This window comes from Prosthecobacter sp. (assembly GCF_044373815.1).
Lineage (GTDB): Bacteria > Verrucomicrobiota > Verrucomicrobiia > Verrucomicrobiales > Verrucomicrobiaceae > Prosthecobacter.
Genome location: NZ_JBIPNG010000078.1, coordinates 1 through 18155, shown reverse-complemented (window position 1 = coordinate 18155; position 18155 = coordinate 1). Strand labels below are relative to the sequence as shown.

At 59.4% G+C, this 18155-nt stretch carries 13 protein-coding genes; 5 read left to right on the top strand and 8 right to left on the bottom strand.

The features are described 5' to 3' along the window. From ACIREA_RS09200 to ACIREA_RS09190, 3 genes are all read right to left on the bottom strand, one after another. On the bottom strand, positions 1-3469 hold a 3469-nt coding region (locus ACIREA_RS09200; protein ID WP_397381968.1), incomplete at its 3' end, for a c-type cytochrome domain-containing protein. 12 nt (positions 3470-3481) lie between these two features. Further along, on the bottom strand, positions 3482-5674 hold the full coding sequence (locus ACIREA_RS09195) for a DUF1549 domain-containing protein (RefSeq protein WP_397381967.1): 2193 nt from the start codon (positions 5672-5674) through the stop codon (positions 3482-3484). A gap of 42 nt (positions 5675-5716) precedes the next feature. Next, positions 5717-7096 (bottom strand): DUF1501 domain-containing protein, encoded by a 1380-nt coding sequence (locus ACIREA_RS09190; RefSeq protein WP_397381966.1) that lies wholly within the window; start codon positions 7094-7096, stop codon positions 5717-5719. Between the two features lie 183 nt (positions 7097-7279). On the opposite strand from ACIREA_RS09190, the gene ACIREA_RS09185 reads away from it, so the two are divergent. Beyond that, positions 7280-7807 (top strand): hypothetical protein, encoded by a 528-nt coding sequence (locus tag ACIREA_RS09185; RefSeq protein WP_397381964.1) that lies wholly within the window; start codon positions 7280-7282, stop codon positions 7805-7807. A 39-nt stretch (positions 7808-7846) separates the two neighbouring features. Here the strand turns inward: ACIREA_RS09185 and ychF are convergent, their stop codons facing one another. From ychF to ACIREA_RS09170, 3 genes are all read right to left on the bottom strand, one after another. Next, positions 7847-8962, bottom strand: coding sequence for a redox-regulated ATPase YchF (gene ychF / locus ACIREA_RS09180; RefSeq protein WP_397381963.1), 1116 nt, complete (start codon positions 8960-8962; stop codon positions 7847-7849). Positions 8963-9026: 64 nt separating this feature from the next. Beyond that, the gene (locus ACIREA_RS09175) at positions 9027-10361 is read right to left on the bottom strand and encodes a FecR domain-containing protein (RefSeq protein ID WP_397381962.1); all 1335 of its coding nucleotides are present in this window, start codon (positions 10359-10361) and stop codon (positions 9027-9029) included. Between the two features lie 69 nt (positions 10362-10430). Further along, entirely contained in the window at positions 10431-11345 is a 915-nt protein-coding gene (locus tag ACIREA_RS09170; protein WP_397381961.1) for a hypothetical protein, read from the bottom strand. Positions 11346-11534: 189 nt separating this feature from the next. Between ACIREA_RS09170 and tgt the strand changes: the two genes are divergently transcribed. Genes tgt through secD form a run of 3 tightly spaced genes read left to right on the top strand, consistent with a single transcriptional unit; the run spans position 11535 to position 15483 of the window. Further along, entirely contained in the window at positions 11535-12677 is a 1143-nt protein-coding gene (gene tgt / locus ACIREA_RS09165; RefSeq protein WP_397381960.1) for a tRNA guanosine(34) transglycosylase Tgt, read from the top strand. After that, positions 12674-13027 (top strand): preprotein translocase subunit YajC, encoded by a 354-nt coding sequence (gene yajC, locus ACIREA_RS09160; protein WP_397381959.1) that lies wholly within the window; start codon positions 12674-12676, stop codon positions 13025-13027. Before tgt ends, yajC begins: the two co-directional genes overlap by 4 nt. A 41-nt stretch (positions 13028-13068) precedes the next feature. After that, on the top strand, positions 13069-15483 hold the full coding sequence (gene secD, locus ACIREA_RS09155) for a protein translocase subunit SecD (RefSeq protein WP_397381958.1): 2415 nt from the start codon (positions 13069-13071) through the stop codon (positions 15481-15483). A 586-nt stretch (positions 15484-16069) separates the two neighbouring features. Here secD and ACIREA_RS09150 read toward each other — a convergent pair. Together ACIREA_RS09150 and ACIREA_RS09145 are read right to left on the bottom strand one after the other, a co-directional pair. Beyond that, positions 16070-16957, bottom strand: coding sequence for a L,D-transpeptidase (locus ACIREA_RS09150; protein ID WP_397381957.1), 888 nt, complete (start codon positions 16955-16957; stop codon positions 16070-16072). 57 nt (positions 16958-17014) lie between these two features. After that, on the bottom strand, positions 17015-17668 hold the full coding sequence (locus tag ACIREA_RS09145) for an HAD family hydrolase (RefSeq protein WP_397381956.1): 654 nt from the start codon (positions 17666-17668) through the stop codon (positions 17015-17017). A 51-nt stretch (positions 17669-17719) separates the two neighbouring features. On the opposite strand from ACIREA_RS09145, the gene ACIREA_RS09140 reads away from it, so the two are divergent. Then, positions 17720-18155 (top strand): PHP domain-containing protein (locus tag ACIREA_RS09140; protein ID WP_397381955.1); only part of this gene is annotated, 436 nt, incomplete at its 3' end.

Genomic DNA, 18155 nt, shown 5'->3' with positions numbered 1-18155 from the left:
CGGCGCGGAAGAAGATGGGGCGCTCGTTTTCTTTCTCGCGGATCTGCACGCCGTTAAGACCGATGTCATCGACGATGACGCCGTGGGGCAGGCCATGAACATCGAGGCTGAGGATGCCGTCATTACCCAGGCGCACGGCGCGAATCCAGGCCTTCACGGTTTGACCGGGGACGAGGGTGATTTCGAGGGGCTTGGTTTCGTCTTTGAGTTCGCGCATGACGGGCTTGCCGCCTGCCTCTGGCTCCATGACGATGACGAACTTCGGTGCGGCACCGAGTGTGACTTTGCCTAAGGTGCCTGCGTCATGTGTGAGGGCTTTGGATTTCGCGGTGATTTTGAGCTTGCTCCAATCGGCGTTTGCAGCGGCATCTGGCGCGGCGCGGAGGCTGCCGCTGATCAGATCGTGCCCGGCTTCGATGAGGAGAGGTGAGGAGGCAAAATAGCCGTTGGGCAGGCCGGTGACTTCGATTTGAATCGGATCATCGTGGCCATCCGTGCGCTCTGCACGAAAGGAGAAACCGACGGAGGCACCGGGCATGGCGGTGGGATTCATGCCGGCGAGTTTTACGCTGAAATCGGGCATCGGCTGGCGGATGGAAAGCGCGTAGACGTAGCGCTCGCCACCCCAGGCGCGGGTGTCTGAGACTTTGATGATGTAACGTCCATCCGCTGGTGCGGTGAAGGTGAGTCGGGAATCACTGCCGAGCTTGCGGTCGCCGCTGTCGTCGTTGGTGTAGTTCAAGGTGAAGACGGGCAGGCCGTTCGGCACGATGTGGCTGCCGATAGGCTTGGGCTCGACGATGTAGCAGGGCTCGTCGAGCGAGTGGGAATTCGCCGTGGTGTCAAAGTAGGCGCGGCGTTTGCCACCCGTGGTGTAGAAGAAACAGCCGCCATCCGGGCCACGCGGCATGCGGATGATTTTCATCACGTCGCCATTGAAGTAGGCGAACTCGTTCAGCTCCATCTCCTCCCAGTTTTGCAGACGGATGTCGGGGTTGTTGGCATCGACACTGCGGAAGTTGTTGTAGCTGTCGCGCACGGCTTGGAGCAGGATGCGCTGAACGGGTTTGCCGTCGGCACGCAGGACTTCCAGTTTCGTGTCGGCAGGAGAGCCTGCCAGATCGGCCAGAGTTTCGATAATCCACTCCTGGCCTTTTTTGGCATTGAAGGCGAAGCAATCGATGTCGTGCGCCTGGGTAAGACGTGCATTCACCGTGACGGGCGCGGTGAAGATTTGTGCCTTGGCGATGTCGTCATTGCTTTCCACTTCTTCGATTTGAGCTAGCGCACTCACGCGCAGCGCGGGCATGGAGTGGAAGCGCAAGCCCTTGGCATCCAGCGGTACGTTCATCATGCCTTCCTTGTCGGGCTTCATCATCACGGTGGCTTTGTCGCCGAGGTGATGACCAATGAGGGTGACTTTTGTCTCCTTGCCGATCTGCGCGATGAGGGGTGACCAGGCGGTGACGTAGGGCAGTGCGCCAAGGGTGAGGCGGTAGGCGTGATCAGCACTGCCATCCATGGTGGTGTTGCTCACGAGCACGATATACTCGCCATCTGCAGGCGCTTTCCATGCGAGGAAGGGATCGCTGCCGCTGTCGAGACCGCGATTCACGGCGAGCACAGTGCGGTTCGTATCAATGATCTCGATCGCCGGTGATTTTGCCATGCTCCCGACCTGTGCGACGGCGAGATCAAACACGAGTTCCTCGCCGGCTTTGGCTTTGAAACGATAAGCGTCATGCTGGCCGATCTCGGTGAGGGTGCCCCAGAGGCTGGCGGGCAATGAAGGGACGCTGAGGGGGGCCGCTTTGAAATCAGCCGCCTGCGTGATGGTGGGGGCAATATCATCGGCATAGATTTTCATCCGTGCAGATTCGCCGGCGGTGCTCTTGAGCCAGACTTCGTATGCGCCGCGTGGCACTTCGGCACTGGCGGTGATTTTGACACGGGCCGTGGTGGGTTTGACCGAGGTTTTGATGAGCTGCACTTTCAGTCCTGGATGCGAAGCCATGGCTTGCGTGTCTTGAGTGAAGCCTTTGCCGGCAAAGGTGACCAACAGTTCGCCACCGATGTGTGCGGCGCGCGGGGTGACGCGAGTGAGCTCGGGCTTCGCGACCATGGCTGGCTTCGCAGGTGCAGGGGCCATCACCGTCTTGCCCGTGGTGGATTCATAGACGCTGAGGCTGCCATCCACGCGACCGGCCACGAGTTGTGCTTTGTCGGTGAAGGCGAGTGCGGAGGACCAGTCAGGCTGTTTTTCCAGCGGGATCTTTTCCGTGAGATCGGCGGTGTTCCAAATCTTGAGCGACTTGTCGGTGGAGGTGGAGGCGAGCAGCTGACCATCGATGGACAGTGCGAGATTCAGGATGCCGCCTTCATGGGCAAACCGGCTAGTGATGATCTTGTTCGTGCCCTCCTTGGCATCGGCGCTGATCTGCCACAGGCGGATGCGGTTATCACCGCCTGCGGCGAAGAGGTGGTTGCCATCGGCGCTGAAAACGACGCTGGTTTGTTCCTTCGTGGGCTGAGAAAGTGTGTCGAGCCGCTGGCCTCCTGGAATGCTCCAGAGCTTTACGGTGCGGTCGGCACTGGCGCTCGCGAGCACCTTGCCATCCGGGCGGAATGAGAGGCCATTGACTGCGCCGTTGTGGCCTTTAAGAAGGGCGAGTTCTTTGCCCGTCACTACGTCCCATAGGCGGATCTTTTGATCGTAGGCTCCTGTGGCAATCATCTTGCCATCAGGCGAAACAGCGAGTGCATAGGCGGCATCGAGATGTCCTTCGAATGACTGCAAGGGGGTGCCATCACTCGTTTTCCAACTCTTCACGATGCCCACAATGCCTGCCTCGCCGCCAGCGGCATACACTGTGGCGCCATCGGGTGAAAACGCGACGGCATTGGCCTTGCCCTTGAAGCCCGTGAGCTTGCGCACCACGGCCCGCGTGACGGGATTGAGCAGCTCGACCTCGCCGTAACGACCCACCGCGACGAGCTGTACTTTCGGCGAAAATGCCACGGCTTGGATCGCGTGTTTCAGCGGCACCGTTGGCATGATTTGCTGGGTGATGACCTCCCTCGGCATCGGCTTCGCATCGGCGAGGACCGGCCCCTTGGCACCGGTGTCGATCCACGTCTTGATCAGCGCGATCTCCTCGGGTTTGAGTTTTTCGCGTTTGCCGGGTGGCATGAATTCATTCTTCCCGCCACGGCCCGAATGACCTTCGAGGAACTTCACCAGCATGCTGTCATTGGCTTTGCCAGCAACGATGGCCACGCCCTCCTTGCCGCCCTTCATCAGGTTCGCAAAGGTGTCCAAACGGAACTCGCCATCCGCATCGGTGTCGTCATGGCAGTCGATGCAGTAGGTGTCCCAGAGTGGAACGATCTGCTTGGTATAGTCCACGGTCTGGGCGTGGGCGGCGACCGAGAAAAGCGCGAGGAGAAGGATGGGGCGGAAAGAGATCATACAATGCTCCTTTTAGTGATTGAACAAAAACTCCTTCGATCCCATCAGGCTCCAGAAGATGTCTTCCAGCGTGGTGCGACGGTCTTCGGGTTTGGCGATGGCAAGCATCGCGCTGGTCTTGGTGATTTCGCGCTCGGTGGGAAGGCGGGTGAGGGCGATGAGGTAGGCTTCTTCGACGATCTTCTCGTTGCTGAGTTTGCTGGCGAGCAGCGCATCGAGGCGATTGTCTTTTTGGGCGAGCTTTTGGTTGAGCGTGTCACCGTTGGAGATGTGCAGGGCCTGGGCCATGCTGGGTTCATTGGTTCGTTCGCATTCGCAGGTGTTGACGCGGTCGGCGCGGCCGAAGCTCTTCAAGAAGTAGCTGGCGATGTTGCTGTCTGGCAACTGCAGGGCGCGGAAGCCCATGGGGTAGCTTTCGCTGGTGCCTTTGTTGGCGTTGCGTTTGTCGATCTTGAAGGTGGTGGGCGCGGCGGTGACCTGGGACACGGTGTCGAGCAGGACTTCGGCTTTCAAGCGGCGTGGGACGTAGTGCGAGCCGTAGCGGAGGTCGGTGATGTTTTCGGGCAGGGTGATGCTGCTGCGCTGGTAGGTCTCGCTTTGCAGGATGGTGCGCATGAGGGCCTTCAGATCGAACTTCTGCTTCACCAAGTGCTCGCAGGCGGCGGCAAAGAGCGGCTCGTTGCTGGCGGGATTTGTGACACGCAGATCATCAACGGCTTCCACGAGGCCAGAGCCGAAGAAGTTGGCCCACACCCGGTTCACGATGGCGCGCTGGAAGAGTTTGTTGTCGGTGCTGGTGAGCCATTGCGCGAGGGGCACGCGGCGGTCCTCGGTGGAGGTCATCGAGACAGCTGTCGTGACATTGAGCGGATGCGGTGGCTGTGGTTTGCCGGTAAGAGGCTGCACGAGTTCTCCATCCGCGGCGGAGAAGAGCACGCGTTCATCGGCCTGAGCACCGTTTTTTGTGCGAACGCGGGAGAGCATGTTGGCAAAGGCGAAGTACTCGTTGTTTGTCCACTTTTCCATCGGGTGGTTGTGACACTTCGCGCAGGCGATGGAGGTGCCGAGGAAGGCGACGCTGATGGTCTCGGCGCACTTGGTGGGCTCGTCGTTGAGGATGAAGAAATTGCCTGCGCCGTTTTCCAGCGTGCTGCCGGTGGCGGTGAGGAGATCGCGCACCATGACATCCCACGGGGTGTTCGCAGCGACGTTGCGGCGGATCCAGTTGTAGTAGGACCACATGGCCTGGGGCATGAGCTTGTCGCCATTGACGAGCAGCAGATCGCTCCAGCGATGCGACCAATAGTCGACGAACTCAGGCCGCTGAAGCAGCGCTTCGATCAGGCGGTCGCGTTTGTTGGCGGATTTGTCAGCGAGGAATGCGCGGGTTTCCTCCAGGGAGGGCAAAACGCCGATGGTATCGAGAAAGGCACGCCGCAGAAATTCGTGATCTTCCGCGCGGCCGGAAGGCGGGATGTTCAGGGCGCGCAGTTTTGTGAGCACCTGCTCGTCGATGAAATTGCGCGGCTTTACCTGAGCAAATGCCGCCTGATCGACCGCAGAATCGCTCGGCACCACCAGTGTGGAGACGGCGAGGCGGCTGAGATACCACGCGCTGATGACCGTTTCACCACGACCCGTGGTTTTGACGACGCCATGCTCATCCACCGTAGCGACGCTGGCGTTCACGCCGTTGTATTTGGCCCAGCGCGTCACGTCCTCGCTGTGGCCATCACTGAATTTCGCGGTGACTTTGAGCGGCAGCGTGGCACCGGGCTTCGTCACCAGTTGCTTCGGCTCCACATCGAGAGCGACGATGAGCGGATCACTGGCCTTTGGTCCCGGCGCACCGGCAGCGATCCAGTCAGCGATGGCCTTGTATTCCGGAGAGTTCACCTCGAAGCGTTTGTCGCCCTTGTGTGGCACTGCTTTGACGGCCTTGAGCAAAAACAGGCTGCGCGCCGGATCTTCCATGGTGAGGCGGCGGCCATTAGCGCTGCGAGTGACGGAGATCCAGTCCCCTTCGTCATCGAACCCGCGCAAGGAAAGACGGAAGCCCCCCTGCCCTGCGGCGGCACCGTGACACGCGCCCATGGCGCAGCCGTAGCGTGTGAGGATGGGCTGGATGGTGTTGCGGAAAGATGGGGCTTCGGCGGCAGCCGCCGAAGTCAGAGCCGCGAAGGCGATGAAGGAACGAAACGTCATGGATGACACGCGATGAGGGTTGGCGGGAGGCGGACACTCGTTCTACGCAAACAGCTCTTTGATGGCCTGCGTGCCGAAATCGACGACGGGGTAGGGCCTGCCTTGTGGTCCTGGAAGCTCGGTGGTGAGATCGATGCCGAGGGCCTGGTAGATGGTCGCGACGATTTCTTTCGGGGCGACGGGGCGTTCGGTGGGGTAGCCGCCGATGTCGTCGGATTTGCCGATGACTTCGCCGCCTTTGATGCCGCCGCCGGCGAAATTGACGGTCCAGCAGTTCGGCCAATGGTCGCGGCCACCAGCAGGATTAATCTTGGGCGTGCGGCCGAATTCGGCGAGGCAGGTGACCATGGTGTCGTCGAGCATGCCGCGCTGGAACAGGTCCTCGATGAGGGCGCTGTAGCCCTGGTCATACATGGGGGCGACGATGTCGCGCATGCCTTCGATACTGGTGAAGGGCTTCGAGCCGTGGATGTCCCAGGTGATCTCGCCAAACACGGTGATGAAGGTGTTCACGGTCACGAAGCGAACGCCGCGCTCAACGAGGCGGCGGGCGAGCAGGCAGCTCTGGCCAAAGCGGTTCATGCCGTAGCGCTCGCGGACTTTGAGCGGTTCCTTGGTGAGATCGAAGGCTTCGCGGGCCTGCGTACTGGTCATGATGCGATAGGCGGACTCGAAATTGGAATCCATGAGTTTGGCCTGCTCGCTGTATTCAAAATTGCGCACGCTGCTGTCCACCAGCTCACGAAGTTCGCGGCGGCGTTCGAGGCGCACTTCACCGATTTCCTTCGGCGGCAGCAGATCGGGCACTTTGAAATCTTTGACTGCTGGGTCGGCGTTCAGCACAAAGGGATCGTAAGCTTTGCCGAGGAATCCAGCGTCCTGACCATGCGGCATGTTGCCACCCGTAGGCCCCATGGACTCGGGCAGAATCACATGCGCCGGCAGATCGCTGCGGCGGCCTTGCAGGAACTCGAGAGCGCTGCCGACGTGGGGAGTATTCACCCCGCCGGTGAAAAGCCGACCGGTCTGCATCATCTGATGTCCCGTGTCATGCACTGCGGCTGCGGTGTGGTAGCAGGAGCGGACGAGACTGAATTTATCCGCGATCTTGGCGTGCAGCGGCAGGATCTCGGAGATCTCAAAGGCGTTGCTCTTGGTGCGGATGGGTTTGAACGGACCGCGGATCTCACTTGGTGCGTCGGGCTTCATGTCCCAGAGATCCTGCTGGCTCGGGGCACCGAGGTTGAAGATCATGATGCAGGCCTTGTTGCTCTTTTTGGAGTCTACCTTGCCCTCCGCCTTCAATTTGGCGAAGCCGGGCATCGTCAGCCCGATGGCGCCAAGGGCGCCTGCCTGGAGGAAATCACGACGCGAAATGCCGTCGCAATTGGTGATGGAGCCTTGGCCGGAGAACTTGAACATGGTGCGCGTGGGGGGGTGAACTTCGTACTAATACGCAGTCCGAGGCTGAAACTGAATGGATGATGCCGCTTTCGAAGATGGGCCTTTCCGGCCCCCCGGGCCACCTTCGGAAGAAACATTCCAGCAAAGAAAGGGTTGTTCTTTCGTGCGGCACTCGTGCTAGTCTCCCCTCCTCCCATTCTCATGAAAGCACTCTTCATCCTCCTCTCGCTGCTTCTGACGATTCCTCTGCAAGCGCAAACCACCACTCCCAGTGGCCAGACACCTCAGCAGGACACCACGACGCAGGATGGTCTGTGGCAGGGGAAGTTCAAGGGGGGCAACTACATCGTACGTGCCAATCAAATCATCGCCCTTTCCAAACACGAGTACATCTCCGACGGCGTGGCCCGTGTGGTGGAGATCAACCTGACGCTCAACTCCGCTCAAATCGTGCGCTTTTACTTTCTGGAGCCTTACAAACCGGAGTCTGGCAGCAGCACGCTGGGTGCCGGGACTCAAGCCTTGGAAAAGGCGAAGGGATTGTTTGAGCAGGCGGCCGGACGTGTTTCGCCCGATCTGGTCACCCCAAAAGTGGTGAAAAACTACCCGGTGTCCACCCACGCTCATACTGTCGAGTTTGTCCTCAAGGAGGAGGCTAGGCTCAATACACTGTATGGCAGTCTGGAGCGCTCGTTCCGCACGGGCCAGGGGCGCGCCTGGACAGAGTAAGGCAGAAAACTGGGCTGCGGGCTGCACGCCCGCAGCGCTTTAGACGTTGAAGCGCCATTCGACGACGTCGCCGTCGCGCATGACGTATTCTTTGCCTTCGATGCGCCACTTGCCCTTTTCCTTTGCTTTCGCATTGGAGCCGAGTTCGACGAGATCGTTGAAATGGACGATTTCGCCGGCGATGAAGCCGCGTTCGAAGTCGCCATGGATGACGCCAGCGGCCTGGGGAGCCTTCATGCCTTTGACGATGGTCCAGGCGCGGGTTTCCTTCTCGCCGGTGGTCAGGTAGGTCTGGAGGCCGAGGAGGTCATAGACGCCCTTGATGAAAAGTGACACGCCGCTGTCCTCGACACCGATGTCATTGAGGTAGGCCTTCGCATCTTCAGCCGAAAGATCGGTGAGCTCGCTTTCGATCGCAGCGCTGACGACGACAGCGCTGGCTTCATGCGCGTGCTTCACGTATTCGCGCACTTTGCCGACGAATGCATGAGCATCCGGATTCTTCGTGGCCGTGGCCAGGTCGGATTCGGAGACATTGCAGGCGAAGATGCAGGGCTTCGAGCTGAGCAGGAAGAAGCTCTTGAGAAGCTTCCGCTCTTCTTCGGTGCATTCGAGCGTCACGGCGGGCTTTCCGGCGTCGAAATGCGGGATCAGCCTTTCGCAGAGGGCGAGCTCGGCCTTCGCGTCTTTTTCGCCTCTTTTCGCATTCTTTTCGGCCTTGTCCTTGCGGCGCTGGATGGCGTCCATGTCGGCGAGAATCAGCTCGGTGTTGATGACTTCGATGTCGCGCACAGGGTCAATCGAGCCACTGACGTGGGTGATGTCGCCATCTTCAAAGCAGCGCACCACATGGACGATGGCATCCACTTCGCGGATATGGCTGAGGAATTTGTTGCCCAGACCTTCGCCCTGGCTGGCGCCTTTGACGAGGCCGGCGATGTCCACGAACTCGATGGCGGCAGGCACCAGTTTCGAGGACCCGGAGAGCTTCGAAAGCACGGCGAGGCGCTCATCCGGCACGGTGACGACGCCGGTGTTCGGCTCGATGGTGCAGAATGGATAGTTGGCTGCCTCCGCCTTGCGGGTGCGGGTGACAGCGTTAAAAAGGGTGGATTTGCCAACGTTAGGAAGGCCTACAATACCGGCTCTGAGCATAAGGGCGGCGAGATTAGCGGTATGGCACGCCAGCGCAAGCCCGGTTCTGTGCTCATGACCGAAATCAAGGCGCGCTGGCTGGGGGAGCAGTGCCACCACCAGCGGCCTGGAAGGTGATCACACCGCCACTAACGGCAGTGGGCGTGAGCGTTGTGCCGATCGAGCTAGTGACAGTCAAATTGCCGCTGGTGAACTGCTGAGCCGCCGCGCCTTGCAACACAAGAGTGCCATTGTTGAGGGTGGCCCCCTGCACAGTCTGCGCATTGCTGATCGCGAGCGTGCCAGAACCGGCTTTGACCAACGAGGCTCCCAAAATTGCAGTGCTGGCCAGAGTCAGGCTGCCCTGATTGACGATCTGCTGCGTGGCTCCGTTGGCCAGAACCAATTGCGGACTGGAACCGGAAACTGCGGTAGTCGCATTAGGAGTCACTGACAGGAAGCGCTGAGTCTGGCCCTCAGCCCCTGATGCGATTGAAGCATTCGTGGATATGACGCCCGCCGTGCCTGTGCTGGCGAGAAAAACATTGCTGCCGGAAACCTCGCCGGAAACCTTCATCAAGCTGGATGCGGAGGAAGACAAAATGGTGGTGGTTTGCGCCTGCGATGGATTCCCACTCTGCGCGTTCATCGTGGTGCCGCTGGTATTGGAACTGTCGTCTGTCCTGCTATTTGACACGCTCATGCCGAAAATGCGTGTGAGCAGACCGGGGCCGTCGCTTTTCACCTCAGCCGTCTTGAGTTCAGTGGCGTTTCCAAGAGTGATCTTCTGAGTGCTGGCAGCGTCGTTGCGCGCCAGCGTTAAAGTTGCACCCAACGACTGAGCCTGCACTGCCACTTCCTGACGAATTTCTGGCGCGGCGGGCAGAGGCTGCTTGAAGCTGGCGCTGTCGAGCAGCGTGCTGGAATGCGTGAGGGTGTTGAGATTTACCTGCACGGTGTCACGCGTGCCTTCGGGCCGCTGCACGATCAGGTGGCCAGGGTTCAGAGCCGTGTTCTGCCCGCCCAGATCCCCCCGCACGCTGCCTTCGAGGCAGGTCATTTTCACCGAACCGTCCGGCAAGACGGCCACGATGGCGGAGCCACGCACGGTGACATCCCCCTGCGGCGTGGCTACCTGGACCGCCGGACGACGCAGAAAACCATCTCCGGAGGAGATCAGCACCACACCTTTGGAGAGCGAAACATCACCACGATCCCCTACTTGGGCTGCGGTGTTGGAGCCAAGCCGGACGACGCTGCCGCGCTGATCCACCGTGGCTTGAGCACGGGCATTGCTGCCCGTGATCACCTGATTGCCCGTGGTTTGCACGTTGCCGCTGGAGATGGTGATGGAACCTGCGGTAAGAGCCGTGGTCTGCATCACAGCGAATAGGGAAAGGAGGGCGGTTGATAGTTTCATGGGAAACTCAATATTTGAGCAATTCGGATGGATGTTGCCAAAAAAGCCGTAGGCATGTCAATTCTGATGTCACCAAACTTGGGACAGCACCAACCCCAGGCCGGTGTTCAGGGCCTTGTAGTCGAAGGCGTTGACATCGGAGTGGTTGAAGATGCCGCTGACGTAGATCTGCGCCGTCAGGTTGTTGGTAACCTGATAACCCAGCCCTAGAAACATCAGGTGATTGAGGTCATTTCGGCTGACCTGGACGTAATCAAACCAGGCGAACCGATACAAGGTCGTGAGCGCCAGCTTCGGTGTGATCTGCCACGCGGCCCCGACCTGGGTGCTGAATTCGTGACGACGGAAGTCGGTGGGCCCTCCCCCAACACTCACAGCGGCATTGCCACCCAGCCAGACGCTGATATCGGGGCTGAGCAGCCAGCCTTTGCGCAGACCAGCCTCCAAGAAATGGTTCTCATAGAGCCTGTTTCCCCAGTTCCACGGCGAAGTGAGCCGTTGATAGCGATACTGTGCCCACACATTAAAACGGGAGATACCGCCCGCAAGTTCACCCCGTCCTTGGTGATACTGCGCGCCGATCTGGCTGCCGAAATCATCGAAATCGAGCTGTTGCAGGTCCGCATAGCGCCATAGCGAGTAGGAAGCCATCGCGAGCAGGTTGATATTGTCGGTCAGCTTGGGAAACCATGCGCCACGCAGGCCCGTGCGGCCCACCCAGTCCGAACTCTCCGGGCCGGGGGCTAGAGCGGCATTGGAGGTGAAAAAACCGCTGGCTTCGAGCCCCATGAGGAACTGTTGCGGCTTAGCACGCACCAGTCCGCTGATGCTTTGCTGGCCAAACTCACGGTCGATCAGGTTGAGCTCCTCCTGTCTGGCGGGGGAGACGGCCCTCTGGTCGCGCGTATCCCGTTTCGTGGTGCGCAGGGCTTCACGAATGGTCTGGTCCACCACGGCCCGATCCATGGCAGGGCTTTGCGCCATGGAGGAAATGGCACCTGCCAAACTGCAGCCAGCCACAACAAACAGCGTGATAAATGATTTGTTTAAAAACATGCGGGCGGTTTTTATGAATAAGCACCTATTTCGTCAAGCTCGAATCCGCCACATCGTGTGCATGCTTGCTCTTTCCGCCACATCGGCGAGACTCCGCGCCTTTTTTGCCGTCCCAACATGTCTTTTGAGCTTCTTGCCACCGATCCTTCGTCCCACGCCCGCCGCGGGAGGCTGACGACGCCGCATGGCGTGGTGGAGACGCCGGTGTTCATGCCAGTGGGTACGCAGGGCACAGTGAAGGCCATGCACCCGGAAGAGCTGCGGGCGCTGAACTCGCAGATCATCCTCGGCAATACCTACCACCTCTTTGTACGCCCCGGCATGGAGATCATGCAGGCGGCAGGCGGGCTGCATAAGTTCGCAAACTGGGACCGTCCGATTTTGACGGACAGCGGCGGCTTCCAAGTGTTCTCGCTGGCCAAATTGCGGAAAATCAAAGAGGAGGGCTGCCACTTCCAAAACCACCTCGACGGCACGCCGATGTTCATCGGCCCGGAGACCTCGATGGAGATTCAGGCGACGCTGGGCTCGGACGTGGCGATGCTGTTTGATGAATGCACACCCTACCCTTGCGAGGCCAAGGAGGCTGAGAAGAGCCTTGATCTGACCCTGCGCTGGGCCAAGCGCTGCCGGACCTGGATTGACGAGCACCGGCCGCAGACTGGTGGCGGGGCGCAGCAACACTTCGGCATCGTGCAGGGCAGTGTCTATAAGGAGCTGCGTGAAAAATCAGCCCGGGAACTCGTGGCGATGGGGTTTGACGGTTACGCCATCGGCGGACTGAGCGTGGGCGAGCCGGAGGAGGACATGATGCGCATCGCCGAATGGGTGACGCCACATCTTCCCGCTAATCAGGCCCGCTATGCCATGGGTCTGGGCACACCGCCGCAGGTGATCGAGCTGATCGCACGCGGGATCGACATGTTTGACTGCGTGCTGCCCACACGGCTGGCGCGAAATGGCGCAGCATTCACCCACGAGGGCCTGATGAACCTGCGAAATGCCTGCTACGCGAAGGATTTCCGCCCCATTTCCGAAGACACCCATCCGCTCTGCCAGGGCTTTTCACGGGCGTACATCCGCCATTTGGTGCAGGCACAGGAGATTCTGGGTTTGCGGTTGATTTCTCTTCATAACCTGCATTTCTACGCGTCCCTCACGTCCAGGGCACGTCAAGCGATCGATCAGGGTTGTTTCGCCGAGTTCCGGGCTGAGGTCGTCGCGAAATATAAGTCCACCACCGCAGCTCCCGAATCATGATCTCTATCTCTCTCGAAAACACCCTTCTTCTGGCCCAGGCCGCACCTGCTGGAGCCCAAGGCGGCCTCCTTGGCAGCCCGATGATGCTGCCGATCCTCATGATCGTGGTGATGTACTTCGTCATCTTCCGCCCGCAGCAGAAGCGCATGAAGGAGCACAAGTTGCTCATCTCCAACGTCGGCGTGAGCGACCACGTCATCATGGAAAGCGGCGTGCACGGCATCATCACCAGCGTGAAAGACCGCACTGTGATGGTCAAGATCGCCGACAACGTCAAAGTCGAATTCGAGCGCGTCAAGATCGCCGCCGTGACGAAAAAGTCCGACGTCGTTGAAGCGACCGAAGCTTAAGTGGCCCTTTTGATTTTCCCAACCTACCTGCCAACCTGTCCATGAATCCCTTCGCCACCTTTTTTGTCGGTGCTTCCCTGTTAATGATGCTGCTCGTCTATGTCGGCACCGCCGTGCATACGACCAAGCGCCGCGTGGGCACGCTCCTCATCATCCTAACCGCCTTCTCGGCCATCTATACGATCGAGGCGATGAAACTCCAGCTGGGCATCGACCTTCAGGGCGGCAGCGAGTTCATCGTTCAGCTTGCTCCAGGCAAGAATGATGACGGCACTCCTAAAGCTGTGACCAGCAGCGATGTGCAGCAGGCGATCGCGATCCTTGAGCGGCGTCTCAATCCTGATGCTTCGAAGGATCTCACCCTGCAGCCCGAAGGCACTGATCGGATCGTGATTCAGATGCCCGGCATCACCGAAGAAGAAATCAAAGAGGTTCGGAAAACGATTCAGACCGTGGCCCACCTCGAGTTCCGCCGGGTGCATCCTGACAGCCAGGCCAAGCTGGAACAGATCAAGGCGCGCGGCGGCATCAAGGAGCCCGGCTGGATCGAGATGTCCTACACTCCGACCACCGCCAAGGATGGCACGGTGATCAACCGGTCCGAACTCGTTCGCGATTCGGCAGACATCGAAGGCAAGTACGTCTCCAAAGCTTTCCGCACCGTTGACGCCGAGGGCAACAAAGTTTCGCTGCAGTTCGACAGTGCCGGAGCCAAGCTTTTTGATGAACTGGCGGCCGTGCATTACCAGAAGGAAATGGCCATCATTGTGGACGGTCAGATTCACTCCGCGCCCCGGCTGCAGGCCAAGCAATACGGCGGCAGGGCGGAAATCTCCGGCGGTGGCGGCAAGGGCTTTTCCCAACAGGAGGCCGACACTCTGGCCACCCTGCTGAGCAACCCGCTGCAGAACCCGATGCTGATCCTGTCCGAGAGCTCGGTGTCATCGGCCTACGGCCAGTCTTCCATTGATCAGGGCAAGTGGATCGGCGTCGCCGCTCTGCTCATCACCACCTGCTTCATGTTGTTCATCTACCGTCTCGCCGGTATTGTGGCGATTGTCGGTCTGGTCATCAACATCGCGATCCTGTTTGGTGCGATGGCCTTGTTTGGCTTCACGCTCACCATGCCTGGTATCGCCGGTGTCGTGCTGACGATCGGCATGGCGGTGGATGCGAACGTCCTCATCTATGAACGACTTCGTGAGGAAATGGAGGCGGGCAAGACTTTCGCCGCTGCGCTGGAAGCCGCTTATGACAAGGCTTTTTCCGCCATTGCTGACTCCAACATCACGACGCTCATCTCAGCCCTGATTTTGTTCCTCATCTCGGGCGGTCTGGTCAAAGGCTTCGCTGTCACGCTCATGATCGGTCTGATCTCTTCGATGATCGGCGCGCTGATCGTCACGCGCGTGATCTTCATGTGGGTGGTGGACAAGAATATCCTGAAGAAGATTCACACGACCAAAATCATCCCGGACAAGGTTTTCGACATCCTGTCTTCGGCTCCTAAATTCATCATCGCCTCACTCGTCGTCACCGCGATCTCGTTTGGCACGCTGGCTTACAAGGGCAGTGCAGGTTTCGGGATCGACTTCCGTGGTGGCAGCCGCGTGGACGTGACGCTGGCCAAGGGCAAAGACATCTCCGACACCGATTTCGAAGCCCTTTTCAAAGGACTTAAGCAGGATGACGGCAAACCCCTCGGCAGCTACTATATCCAGCGCAAGAGCGCGGGCGGGACAGAAAACCTGAGCATCCGCTGCGAAGAAAACAGCGGAGCGGTGATCCAGCATGCGATCACCGGCAAATGGAACAAAGACACCGTCGCCGGCACCAGCATCGCCACCGTGGGCTCCGTGATCGGCTCCGAACTCGCCAAGCAATCAATGTGGGCCATGTTCGCCGCGCTGATCGCGATTTTCCTGTATTTGCTGATGCGCTACGAGTTCGCCTTCGCCGTCGGTGCCATCGTCGCCCTGTTCCATGACGTGCTCATGGTGCCCGGCCTGTGCGTGCTGTTTGGCCAGGAACTCAGCATCATCCACGTGGGCGCGCTGCTCACCATCGCTGGTTATTCCATCAATGACACCATCGTTGTGTTTGACCGTATCCGTGAAACCATTCAGAAGGGCACCGGCGGCAGCATGCGCGATATGATGAACGAGGCCATCTGCAAGACTCTCTCTCGTACGCTCCTCACCGGCCCCACCGCCCTCGCGCCGATGGTCGTGCTGCTTTTCCTCGGCAATCCTGCCATGCTTGAGTTCGCCATGCCAATCACCATCGGTGTGCTGCTCGGCACCTACTCCTCCATCTTCATTGCCTCCCCGCTGGTGCTGTGGTACGCCAAGAAGAGCGGCACCAGCCTCAAGCACCAGGTGCTGGATGCACAGATCGAGCAGCTCAAAGCCCAGCAGGCCATCGCCGCTGCGACCGTGGCAGCCGGCAAGAAGTAATCGGAATTCGAAAGGTCTTCGTTTCGGTTCCTCTGATCTCCATGGCAAGGCAGGCGTTTTGCGCCTGCCTTGCCGACGGAGGTGAATCGAGAACGACAGTTTCTTAGCAGTCCGGGATAAGAAGCCAGGGGCAAATGCCACTTGGAACAGGCACGCAGCATGGCCTTTTGAAGGAAACAGGCTGGAGAAAACTCCATGCAAACGCTTTGGACTTGAACATGTCTCGCAGACTTCCGACAAGTTTGCTGGAGCTTAGGGCATTGTTTGCATGATCCAGTGGATCCCTCGTCCCGCGTTATAGCATTTCGCAAAACCGATTTCTGGAAAGTAAGCCTGGAGCCGCTCGGCGGCGGCTTGAGGACAAGCCGCCCTACCTCGCGCTGGGCACTCGCATGCCCAGTGCTAGTGGGGCTGGCGTGCTCAGCCAGCTACCGTCAAAGCCCATGATTTTCGGGCAAGTAACAGCCCGCTAAGCGGAAATGAGTTTTGCGAATCTCTATACCCCAGGCTTTTTTCGAGCTCTTCGGGAACAAAAAAAGGGCGGCATTGCTGCCGCCCCCTCTTCTTTGTTGAGCTTGTCGTTCGCTTAGTTGTTCGCTGGCGGCGTTGGATTGGCCGGTTCCGCAGGTTTCACTTCGAGCGGTGGTGAAGCGGGGGTGCCAGGAGGGGCTCCGAGTGGAGGAGTTGTGCCGGTAGGCGTCGTCTCCGCAGGCGTTGTCACTCCACCCTTGGGACCGTTGGGATCATCAGGAGCCAGCGTCGTGGCGGCCGTGGCTGCTGCTGCGGCCTCAGCGGCTTTCTTCTTCGAAGCTGCGAGCTTTGCGGAGTTTGCCTTCGCCTTGTCAGCGGATTGTTTGAGGTAAGTCTGATAATCGGGGCCGCTGCCCGTGATCGTGACCGGCGTGCCCACGGCGGTGTGTTCGAAGAGAATCGGCGCCATCTTGGAAGGGAGGCGGATGCAACCATGCGAAGCACGGCGCCCGGGCTTTGGAATCGGCCCGATGTGCATGCCGACGCCGTCGCCGGTGAGGCGCATGAAGTAGGTCATCTTGGCGGCTTCAAAGTGGCCACCCTCTGGCAGCAGATCTCGGCCCTGCTTGAAGTCCGAGTTCACCAGCTTGCCACTCTTGTCGAAGCCTTTGCCATACAGATTCGAGACCTTGTCTTTGATCTTTTCCAAGACCTTGAACTCACCCGTGGGCGTTGGGAAACTGGGGATGCCGCTGGCACAATAAGTCCAGCCAACAACGTCATTGCCGTTGTACAAGGTGACACGTTGCACATCCACATTCATGACCATGCGTGTGATGGGTTTGTCACCGCCGGTCCACTCACCTGGATACTTCCATTCCGCTTTCACCGGCTCTGGCGGCGGTGCTGGTGTTTTTTTGCGGAAGAGCTGGCAGGAGGCTAGCAACACCATGCTAGGAAGCAGCACAGCACGCGTCAGAGTCAGGGAGGTTTTGAATTTCACAGTGCCGATACTAAGGGGACTGCCTTTCCCTCTCAAGTACCAGCGGAAACAATATTTTCAGGAAAGATCGAACAATTCTGCAGGACGTGAAATGAGCAGGTCCGCCCCGCACTCAATCAGCTCTGCCTCGCTGCGAAAGCCCCAGCGAACTCCCACTGCGCGCATGCCGCTGTTCTTCGCAAACTGCATGTCGATGCCGGAATCTCCGACGTAGGCCATTTCATTTGTCTGCAGCCCGAGGAAGGCCGCCATCTCGTGTGCGCCGGCGGCATCCGGCTTGCGCGGCACTTCGGCGCGCTGTCCCAAGATGTGGTCGAATATCGACGAACCGAAAAAGTGCTCGGTCATTGGCACGGTGAAGCGATGCGCTTTGTTTGAAATCACGCCCAGTTTCAAGCCTCGGCTCTGCAATTCCGCGAGCATCTCCACGATGCCTTCATAGGGCCGGGTCTGGGCCTGCCAGAGCAGATCGTACTGCGCCCGATATTCCTCGACGCAGACTTTGATCAGCTCTTCGCTCCGCACCGCCTGGGGCAATGCCCGCTCGACGAGCTTTTCCATGCCGTCTCCCACCATCTGCTTGAACACTTCCTTCTCGCAGCGCGGATAGCCCCGCGCATCCAGCATCCGGTTGATCGACTCGGCGATGTCTGCAAGCGAGTCGATCAGAGTGCCGTCGAGGTCGAAAATGAAAGCTTTGAGGGTGGGCATGAGTCCTTCATGCCGCGAAATGAGGCTGCGATCAACTTGCCAGAGCGCCCAATGCAGCGAAAAAGCCCCATGCTCACCGACTACCACACGCACACGCCGCTTTGCCTGCATGCCGAGGGGAATCCCGTCGATTACGCACGGCATGCACATAGCATCGGCCTCGCGGAGATCGGCCTGTCTGACCACAACCCGATGCCGGAGAAGTATGACGACTGGCGCATGCTGCGCTCAGACCTGCTGCGCTACTTTGAGCTGGTGGAAGAAGCGCGTGCGGCGCTGCCGGGTTTTCCCATCCGTCTCGCACTGGAATGCGACCACATCGAAGGGTATCAGAAGTGGATCGACGAGACGGCGGGCATGGCCGACTGGGACTACCTCATCGGCAGTGTGCATTACATCCATGATGGCATCGCCGTGGATGATCCCAAGCATGTCTCGCGCTGGAAGACGGCGTCTGACATCGAGCACATGTGGGGCATGTACTGGA